Genomic DNA, 9,756 nt, shown 5'->3' on the forward strand with positions numbered 1-9,756 from the left:
CGGGCTCCCAGATCTGGCCGACGCTCAGGCGCCGGTCCGGCAACCCCAGAGCGCGTAGAACAGGACGTAGAGCTCGCAGGCGGCGGTGATCAGGAAGGAGAGCTGCAGCCCGTACCGGTCCGCCGCCCAGCCCTGCACCACCACCAGCGACCCGCCCGCGATCGCCATGATCAGCAGCCCGGCGCCCTCCTCGGTGAGCGGACCGAGGCCGCGGATGCCCAGGGTGAAGATCGTCGGGAACATGATCGCGTGGAACAGGCCGACCAAGATCAGCGCCCACAGGGCGAGGTGGCCGGTCGCGAAGGTCGCCACCAGCATCACCGCGCAGGCGCCGATCGCCGCGCCGGCCAGCACGGTCTCGGCCGGGTGCCGCTGCATCAGGTAGCTGCCGACGAAGCGGCCGACCATCATGCCGCCCCAGAGCAGGAACAGGTAGCGCGAGGCCTGGGCGTGGGTCAGGTCGCCGATCTCGGGCTGCGACACGAAGTTGATGAACAGGTTCGACACCCCGATCTCGGCGATCAGGTAGATGAAGATCGCCGGCACGCCGAGCACAAGGTTGCGGTGGCGCCAGAGCGACAGGCCGGCGCGCTCGGCCCTGGCGGCCCGGGCGGTGGTGCCGCCGGAACCGCTGATGGCGGGCAGCGGGAAGCGGGCGATGACCGCGGCGAGGACGACGAGCACCACCGCCACGATCAGGTAGGGCAGCTGCACCGACTGCGCGTCGGCCAGGCGCTCGGCCGGGGTCAGGGTGGCCCCGGCGGCGGCGTTGCCCGAGGCCGAGCGGCCGAGGATCAGGTAGCCCCCGAACAGCGGCGCCAGGGTCGTCCCGAGGGAGTTGAACGCCTGCACGAGGTTGAGCCGCGCCGGGGCGCTCTCGGCTGGGCCGACCACCGCCACGTAGGGGTTCGCGGCGACCTGCAGGAGGGTGATGCCGCTGGCGATCACGAACAGGGCCGTGAGCGTGATCGCGTAGGAGACCCGGTGGGCGGCCAGGATCATCCCGAGCGTGCCCAGCGCCATGATGCCCAGTCCCGTCACCAGGGCGCGCTGGTAGCCGACGCGCTCGATCAGCTTGGCCGCCGGGATCGAGGCGACGAAGTAGGCGATGAACCAGACGGACTCGATCAGCGTGGTCTGCGTGTAGTCGAGGTCGAACACGCTGCGCAGGTGCGGCAGCAGCGTGTTGTTGATGACCGTGATGAAGCCCCACATGAAAAACAGGCTCGCCAGCAGCGACAGGGCCGGGCGGTAGCCGCCCCGGTCGCGCGCGGCCTCCGCCCCCGTCCAGGGCCCCGCGGTCCCCGCGGTCGCGATCGGTCCAGCCATCCGGCGTCGTCCTCTGCCTCTCGGGCCGCCTTGTCGGGGCCCCGTGTTGTTCCTTTTATTTGTCTGAGTATATATCGGGTTCGCGGACGTCAACCGCGAGTCCCGTCGCGATCCGGCGCACGACCGGCGCGGCGGCCGGAATCACGAAGGGGGAGAGCGCGATGCGTGGAGTGGGATCCCTGGCGCTGTGCGCCTGTGCGGCCCTGCCGAGCCTGACGCCGGCACCGGCCCGGGCCGCCGAGCCGACCCGGGCGGTGTTCGGCACGCTGCCGGACGGCCGGACGGTGGAGGAGGTGACGCTGACGAACGGCAAGGGCGTCACGGCGCGGATCCTGTCGTGGGGGGCGCTCCTGCGGAGCCTCGACGTGCCGGACCGCTCCGGCAAGGCCGCGGACGTCGTGCTCGGCTACAATGACCTCGCCTCCTACCTGGCCAAGGGCAATTATTTCGGCGCGAGCGTCGGGCGCTACGCCAACCGCATCCGCGCCGGGCGCTTCACCCTCGACGGCCGGACCTACACGCTGGCCACCAACGACGGCCCGAACGCCCTGCACGGCGGCGCGTCCGGCTTCGACAAGCGGCTCTGGACGATCACCGCGGTCAAGGGCGGCGCGGCCCCCTCAGTCACCCTGCGCTACGTCAGCCCGGACGGCGAGGAGGGCTATCCCGGCACGCTGACGGCGACCGCCACCTACGCGCTGGACGACACGAACACCCTCACGGTCACCTACGAGGCGACGACCGACAAGCCGACGATCGTCAACCTGACCAACCACAGCTTCTTCAACCTCGCGGGCGAGGGCTCGGGACGCTCGATCCTCAACCAGATTCTGACCATCCCGGCGGAGCGCTTCACGCCGGTCGACGCCACCCTGATCCCGACCGGGGAACACCTGCCGGTGGCCGGCACGCCCTTCGACTTCCGCGAGCCCGCGGTGATCGGCGCGCGGATCCGCGACGGGCGGGACGCGCAGATCGTGCGCGGGCGCGGCTACGACCACAACTGGGTCGTGACCGACGCGCCCACGGCCGAGCCGCACCCCGTGGCGCGGGTCGAGGATCCGGGATCGGGCCGCGTCCTCGACGTGGCGAGCAACCAGCCCGGCCTTCAGTTCTACGCCGGCAACTTCCTCAACGGGACCGCGGTCGGTAAGTCCGGCCTTGCCTACCGCCAGTCGGACGCCCTGGCGCTGGAGCCGGAGCTCTTCCCCGACACGCCGAACCAGCCGGCCTTCGGCTCGGCCCGGCTCGATCCCGGCAAGACCTACCGGAACGTGATCGCCTACCGCTTCTCGACCAGCCCCGCCCACCGGACCCAGAAATGACCGACCGACCGATTGCACGGCCCCTGCGCTCGCGCGCGTGGTTCGACAACCCCGACAATATCGACATGACGGCGCTCTACCTGGAGCGCTACCTGAACTTCGGCCTCAGCCTGGAGGAGCTGCGCTCGGGCAAGCCGATCATCGGCATCGCCCAGACCGGCTCGGACCTGTCCCCGTGCAATCGCCACCACCTCGTCCTCGCGGAGCGGATCCGCGAGGGCATCCGCGAGGCGGGCGGGATCGTCCTCGAATTCCCCGTCCACCCGATCCAGGAGACCGGCAAACGGCCGACCGCCGGCCTCGACCGCAACCTCGCCTATCTCGGGCTCGTGGAGCTGCTCTACGGCTACCCCCTCGACGGGGTCGTGCTGACCACGGGCTGCGACAAGACCACCCCGGCCTGCCTGATGGCGGCCGCCACCGTGAACATCCCGGCCATCGCCCTGTCGGTGGGGCCGATGCTCAACGGCTGGTTCAAGGGCCAGCGCACCGGATCCGGCACGATCGTCTGGAAGGCCCGCGAGATGCTGGCGGCCGGCGAGATCGACCACGACGGCTTCATCAAGCTGGTGACCTCGTCGGCGCCCTCGAGCGGCTTCTGCAACACGATGGGCACCGCCACCACGATGAACACCCTCGCCGAGGCGCTCGGCATGATGCTGCCCGGCTCGGCCGCGATCCCGGCGCCCTACCGCGACCGGCAGGAGGCCGCCTACCTGACGGGCAAGCGCGTCGTCGCCATGGTGGCCGAGGACCTGAAGCCCTCCGACATCCTGACCCGCGACGCCTTCCTCAACGCCATCGCGGTCAATTCCGCGATCGGCGGCTCGACCAACGCGCCGATCCACCTCGCGGCGATCGCCCGCCACATGGGGGTCGCGCTCGACATCGCGGACTGGCAGACCCACGGCCTCGACGTGCCGCTCCTCGTCAACCTGCAGCCGGCGGGCGCCTATCTCGGCGAGGATTACTACCGCGCCGGCAGCTTGCCCGCGGTGGTGGCGCAGCTCATGCGCCGCGGCCTGATCCGCGAGGGCGCCCTCACCGTGAACGGGCGCACCCTCGGCGACAATTGCCGCGGCGCCGCGATCGAGGACGAGGACGTGATCCGGCCGATCGACCGGCCGCTCAAGGAGGCGGCGGGCTTCCTCGTGCTGCGCGGCAACCTGTTCGACGCCGCGGTGATGAAGACCAGCGTCATCGGCGCGGAGTTCCGCAGCCGCTACCTGTCGAACCCGGAGGATCCGGACGCCTTCGAGGGCCCCGTCGTGGTGTTCGACGGGCCGGAGGATTACCACGCCCGGATCGACGACCCGAGCCTCGGCATCACCGAGGAGACCCTGCTGGTCATGCGCGGGGCCGGGCCCGTGGGCTACCCGGGGGCGGCCGAGGTGGTGAACATGCGCCCGCCCGCGCAGCTGATCCGGGCCGGCGTGCACGCGCTGCCCTGCCTCGGCGACGGGCGCCAGTCCGGCACCTCCGGCTCGCCGTCGATCCTCAACGCCTCGCCCGAGGCGGCGGCCGGCGGCGGCCTCGCCCTCTTGCGCACCGGCGACCGGGTGCGGATCGACCTGCGCCGCGGCACCGCCGACATGCTGGTCGACGCCGACGAGATCGCGCGGCGGCGCGCGGCCCTGGAGGCGGCGGGCGGCTACGCCTATCCGGCCTCGCAGACCCCCTGGCAGGCGATGCAGCGCGCCGCGGTGGGGCAGATGCACACCGGGGCCATCCTCGAGGGCGCCGAGGCGTTCCAGCGCATCGCGCAGACGCGGGGCGTGCCGCGCGACAACCACTGAGGCCACTCGGGCCACTCGGGCAATGTCCGGGCCGGCGGCGCCCCGCCGCCGGCACCGTCAGGGCCGCATCGCCAGCTCAGTGTCGGCGAGGGCGAGGCGGACCAGCTCGGTCATCGTCGCGCGGGCGGCGTCCGGGTCGCCCGCCACGATCGCGTCGTAGAGGGCGCGGTGATCCGGCATCGGGTCCCGGGGCAGGCCCTGGCGGCGGTGCTTGAAGATCGTCGTCCACGTGACCGCGGCGGCGATGGAGCTCGACAGGGCGATCAGCGCGCCGTTGCGGGCCGCTTCCAGGATCGTGTTGTGGAAGGCCTGGTCGGCGGCCCGCCCGGCCTCGGTGGCGAGGCCGTGGCGGCCCATCTCCTCCAGGGCGTGCCCCATCCGGGCGATGTCGAGGCCGGAGCGCCGCTCGGCCGCGAGCGCGGCCGCGGCCGGCTCGACGATCATCCGCAGCTCGAACAGGTCGCGGATGAAGGACTCGCTCGGCTCCGACTCGAAGGCCCAGGCGAGGATGTCGGGATCGAGCAGGTTCCAGCGGCTGCGCTGGCTGACGCGGGTGCCGGTGCGCGGGCGGCTCTCGACGAGCCCCTTCGCGCTCAGGATGCGGATTGCCTCTCGATAGGCGGTGCGCGAGACGTTCAATTTCTCAGAGAATTCGATCTCGCCGGGCAGCACGTCCCCGGGCGCGTAGCGGCCGCCGAGGATCGCCGCGCCCAGATCGCGGGCGACCGAGCCGTGGATGCGGCGCGACCCCGAGGCGAGGGGCAGCGTCACGTTCTCCGAGCTCCGCTCCTGCCTCACCGCATCCACCTCCGGTCCGGGCCACCGGGTCGGGGCAGGAACGGCGTGATCGTATCCTGAAGTTGTAGGAGCGCAAAGAGGAACGCCCGCCGCACCGGGACCGCGGCCGCGCTTGCGGCCGGGAACGAATTGCTCTAGCTTATTTGTATGAGTAGTGAACCGCCAGGGTCCGTCTCGGTCCGCGGCGGCGTCCCGAGCGGCGCCGCCGAATCGGCTACGGCCGCGGTCTTCCGGGCCGCCGGCCCCGCGGAGGTCGAGGCCGCCTGCGCCCCGGCGGAGGCGGCGTTCCCGCACGTCTCCGGGGCGCCCCTGGAAACACGCGCGCGCTGTCGCCGACGGCATCGCCGAACTCGGCGCGCCGCCGATCGAGCGGGCGATGGCCGAGACGGGCCAGCCGCGCGCGGGGGGTCGAGGGCGAGCGCGCCCGCGCGGTCGGGCAGCCGCGCCTGTTCGCGGATCCGGTCCGCTCCGCCCGCAGATCCGGCCGGGTCCTGGCGAAGGGCTGGCCGACCGGCGCGGAGGTCGCCCCCGCGATGGTGCAGGGCGGCCCGTTCCCGGCGACCTCGGACGGCCGCAGCAGCGCGGTCGGACCGCCGGCGATCGAGCGCTTCCTGCACCCGGTCCGCCCCCAGGACCTGCCCGACGCGCCGCCGCCCCTGCGCCCGGACAATCCCCGGCACCGCGCGCGCCGGATCGACGGCGCTCGCGCCCCGCAACCCGGCCGCTGACAGGCCGCCGCGCGACCCTCGACCGCAGCGCGTTCAGGACGCCCCGAAGCGGGCATCCCCGGGAGAACACAGATGGGACGATCACTCCTACAATTCCGCGCGGCTGACGGGCAGCGGGCCGTCGCGCTGCTCGCCGACGGCCGGGCGCGGCGGGTGCTCGGCGTCGACAGCGTGCTCGCCCTGGCGCACAGGACCCTCGCGGCGGGGGACGATCTGACCGCGACGGCGGAGCGCGCGGGGCTCGGCGCGCCCGTCGATCTCGACGCGGTCCGGCTCCTGCCGCCCATCGACCACGCCGATCCCGCGCACCTGATGCTGAGCGGCACCGGCCTGACGCATCTCGGCTCCGCCGAGGGCCGCGACGCGATGCACCGCGCGGCCGCGACAGACCCGGCGCCGACCGATTCGATGCGCATGTTCCGGATGGGCGTCGAGGGCGGGAAGCCGGCGCCGGGCGAGACCGGCGCGCAGCCCGAGTGGTTCTACAAGGGCGACGGCTCCGGCCTCGTCGCCTGCGGCGAGCCGCTGGTCTCGCCGGCCTTCGCCCGCGACGGCGGCGAGGAGCCGGAGATCGCCGGGATCTACCTGATCGACGCCGACGGAACGCCGGTGCGCCTCGGCTTCGCCCTGGCGAACGAGTTCTCCGACCACGTGACCGAGCGCGGCAACTACCTGTGGCTCGCCCATTCCAAGCTCCGCCCGGCCGCCCTCGGCCCGGAGCTGTGGCTCGGGGCCCTGCCGCCGGACGTGCGCGGCACGAGCCGCATCCTGCGCGACGGAGCCGTGCTCTGGGAGAAGCCGTTCCTGTCCGGGGAGGCCAACATGTCCCACAGCATCGCCAATCTGGAGCTGCACCACTTCAAGTACGCGCCGTTCCGGCGCCCCGGCGACGTGCACGTCCACTTCTTTGGGACCGCGACCCTGTCGTTCAGCGACGGCGTCGCGACGCGGCCGGGCGACGTGTTCGAGATCGCGGCGGCGCCGTTCACGCTGCCCCTGCGCAACCCGCTGGCGATCGCGCCGGCGGACGCGCCGTCCGTGCGGGTGCTCTGACATGGCGGCCCCGATCCGCATCGGCCTCGTGGGCGTCGGCAAGATCGCCCGCGACCAGCACCTGCCGGCCATCGCCGCCTCGCCGGACTACGCGCTCGTGGCGGTGGCGAGCCGGCACGGCGGCCTCGACGGGGTGCCGAGCTACGGCAGCCTGGAGGCGATGCTGGCGGCGCACGGCGACCTCGACGCCGTCGCCCTGTGCCAGCCGCCGCAGGCGCGGTGCGCGGCGGCCCTGGCGGCGATCGCGGCCGGACGCCACGTCTTCCTCGAGAAGCCCCCGGGCGCGACGCTAGCCGAGGTCGGGCTCCTGGTCGCGGCCGCGCGGGACCGGGGCGTGAGCCTGTTCGCGAGCTGGCACTCCCGCTGCGCGCCGGGGGTGGAGCCCGCCCGCCAGTGGCTGTCGGGCCGCAGGATCCGGTCGGTGGCGATCGCCTGGCTGGAGGATGTCCGGCACTGGCACCCGGGCCAGGACTGGATCTGGGACGCGGGCGGGATGGGCGTGTTCGATCCGGGGATCAACGCCCTGTCGATCGCCACCCACATCCTGCCGCCGTTCTTCCTCACCGGCGCAACCCTGTCGGTGCCGGAGAACCGGCAGGCGCCGATCGCCGCCGACCTGCACTTCGCGGACGCCGCCGGCACCCCGATCCGCGCCCGGTTCGACTGGCGCCAGACCGGGCCGCAGACCTGGGACATCCGCGTCGAGACCGACGACGGCCCCCTGGTCCTGTCGCGGGGCGGGGCCGCCCTGTCGATCGCCGGCCGCGACCAGCCGCTCCCGCCCGAGGCGGAGTACCGCGGCCTCTACGACCGCTTCGCCGCCCTGGTCCGCTCCGGCACCAGCGACGTCGACCTGAATCCGCTGATCCACGCCGCCGACGCCTTCATGCGCGGCGAGCGCCGCGCGGTGGAGGCCTTCACGGACTGACCGGGAGGCCCCCCTGCGGGACACGAACGCGACAGAGCCAGGCAAGGCCGCGCGGTTAAGGGGGAGTCACACATGGGAAAGCATCGGGGAAAGCATCGGGGCAAGCATCGGGCAAAGCATTGGCGATGGGCCGCGCTGGCGTTCTGCGCCGCGTCGATCACGGCGGGCGCGGGCCCGGCGGTCGCGCAGGTCGAGGCGACGGCACCGGACGGGGGACCGGCCCCGGTGAATCCGGGACCGAAGGCGAGCCCGGCGCAGAAGGCCCGGTACCGGGCGAACCGCGCCCGGCGGCGGGTCATCCGGGAGGCGCGGAGCTTCTCGGGCGCCAGCAGCGCCGCCGCCAGCCTCGACGTGCAGGGCAGCAGCGCGACGCCGCCCAGCCTGCCGCCGGGCACCCTCGATCTCGGCAACGGGATCAGCATGGTCCTGAACTACACGGGCGAGTTCGCCGCCAACCCGTCCGGCGGCATCCGGCAGGGATCGGCCTATGCGGGCCAGATCGCGTTCGGCCTCGACGCCGATCTCGGCCGCCTCGCCGGCATCGACGGCGGCTCGGTCCACACGATCGTTACCCAGCGCCACGGCCGGAGCTTGGCGCAGGATGACATCGGCTTCAACGGCAGCGTGCAGGAGATCTACGGCGGCGGCCAGACCGCCCACCTGACGCTGCTGTCCTACGAGCAGAAGCTGTTCGACAACCGCCTCGACATCGAGGTCGGCCGCCTGCTCGCCAACCCCAACTTCCTGGCCTCGCCACTCTACTGCAACTTCCAGAACAACGCGACCTGCGGCGCGCCCAAGTCCATCTTCAAGCTGACGAACTTCACCTACTGGCCGATCGCGACCTGGGGCGGCCATGCCAAGGCCTGGGTCACCGACAGGGTGTTCCTGCACGCCGGCATCTAAAAGGTGAACCCGCGCGACCAGCTGCCGACCCGGAACGGCGTCGACTGGTCGACCAGCGGCGCCACCGGATACCTTGTGCCGGTGGAGGTCGGCTACTTGACCAATTTCGGCAACGACCCGCTGCCGCGCAACTACAGCATCGGCGCCGTGTTCGACTGGTCGGACTACACGGATCCCGTACTCGACCGGCGGGGCGCCGCCCAGGTCTTCAGCGGCCTCGACCCGCTGACCCGGTTCGGGCGGTCGGCGGTCTACGCCCGCTTCGACCAGATGGTCTGGCGGCCGGATCCGAACGGCGTCCAGGGCCTGTCGGTGTTCGGCGTCGCGATCGGCGGGACCGGCGGACGGCAGACCCAGGATTACTTCTTGGAGGGCGGCGCCGTGCTGACCGGCACCTTCCCGGGCCGGCCCTACGACACCCTCGGCCTCGTCTTCGCCATGGAGAAGCTCTCGCCCCTGGGCACGGCCAACATCCGGGCGGCGCGCGCGTCGCTGGGGCTCGGCACCCGGACCGTCGAGTCCCTGCAGACCATCCTTGAGCCGAGCTACGGAATCCAGCTCACCCCGGCGGTGCGGCTGATGCCGAACCTGCAATACGTGATCGACCCGGACCAGACCCGCTTCCCGTTCCGCCCGAAGCCGATCCCGGACGCCTTCGTGATCGGCGCGAAGCTGTCGGTGGACCTGTTCACCCTGGCCGGCCTCGCGAAGGGCCCGGGCAGCCAGTGACGCCCTGACCGCCCCGGCGCCCGCTCCCTGCGGGCGCCGGGCACGCGGACCCGGCCGGGGGGAGGAGCCGTCCCGCGACCGCGAGGCCCGTGCGCGCCGGCTCCCGGACTCGCGGGGGCAGCGGCCGCGCCGCGCGCCCGTCGGGCAGGCGCGCCGTGCCGGCC

The 9,756-nt window shown here is 72.9% G+C and carries 7 protein-coding genes and 1 pseudogene; 6 read left to right on the forward strand and 2 right to left on the reverse strand.

Features of this window, described 5'->3' with window-relative positions; all coding sequences use genetic code 11:
• Positions 1-24 precede the first annotated feature (24 nt).
• Positions 25-1,329: a sugar MFS transporter gene (locus ACLBYE_RS17570; protein WP_447695164.1), complete on the reverse strand. Its 1,305-nt coding sequence runs from the start codon at positions 1,327-1,329 to the stop codon at positions 25-27.
• 161 nt (positions 1,330-1,490) lie between these two features.
• Here ACLBYE_RS17570 and ACLBYE_RS17575 point away from each other — a divergent pair, with 161 nt between their 5' ends.
• On the forward strand, positions 1,491-2,654 hold the full coding sequence (locus ACLBYE_RS17575; RefSeq protein WP_447695165.1) for an aldose epimerase family protein: 1,164 nt from the start codon (positions 1,491-1,493) through the stop codon (positions 2,652-2,654).
• Positions 2,651-4,450: an IlvD/Edd family dehydratase gene (locus tag ACLBYE_RS17580; protein WP_447695166.1), complete on the forward strand. Its 1,800-nt coding sequence runs from the start codon at positions 2,651-2,653 to the stop codon at positions 4,448-4,450. The genes ACLBYE_RS17575 and ACLBYE_RS17580 overlap by 4 nt, the downstream gene beginning before the upstream one ends.
• Positions 4,451-4,507: 57 nt before the next feature.
• Here the strand turns inward: ACLBYE_RS17580 and ACLBYE_RS17585 are convergent, their stop codons facing one another.
• Entirely contained in the window at positions 4,508-5,221 is a 714-nt protein-coding gene (locus ACLBYE_RS17585; RefSeq protein ID WP_244491948.1) for a FadR/GntR family transcriptional regulator, read from the reverse strand.
• A 560-nt stretch (positions 5,222-5,781) separates the two neighbouring features.
• On the opposite strand from ACLBYE_RS17585, the gene ACLBYE_RS17590 reads away from it, so the two are divergent.
• From ACLBYE_RS17590 to ACLBYE_RS17605, 4 genes and pseudogenes are all read left to right on the forward strand, one after another.
• Positions 5,782-5,976 (forward strand): hypothetical protein, encoded by a 195-nt coding sequence (locus tag ACLBYE_RS17590; protein ID WP_447695167.1) that lies wholly within the window; start codon positions 5,782-5,784, stop codon positions 5,974-5,976.
• Between the two features lie 72 nt (positions 5,977-6,048).
• On the forward strand, positions 6,049-7,029 hold the full coding sequence (araD1, locus tag ACLBYE_RS17595; RefSeq protein WP_042674417.1) for an AraD1 family protein: 981 nt from the start codon (positions 6,049-6,051) through the stop codon (positions 7,027-7,029).
• A 1-nt stretch (position 7,030) separates the two neighbouring features.
• Positions 7,031-7,957 carry a Gfo/Idh/MocA family protein gene (locus ACLBYE_RS17600; protein ID WP_447695168.1) on the forward strand — a complete coding sequence of 309 codons (927 nt, stop codon included), beginning with the start codon at positions 7,031-7,033 and terminating at the stop codon, positions 7,955-7,957.
• 72 nt (positions 7,958-8,029) lie between these two features.
• A pseudogene (locus ACLBYE_RS17605) lies at positions 8,030-9,592 on the forward strand (carbohydrate porin).
• Positions 9,593-9,756: the final 164 nt, after the last annotated feature.

This window comes from Methylobacterium sp. A52T (genome assembly GCF_053346095.1).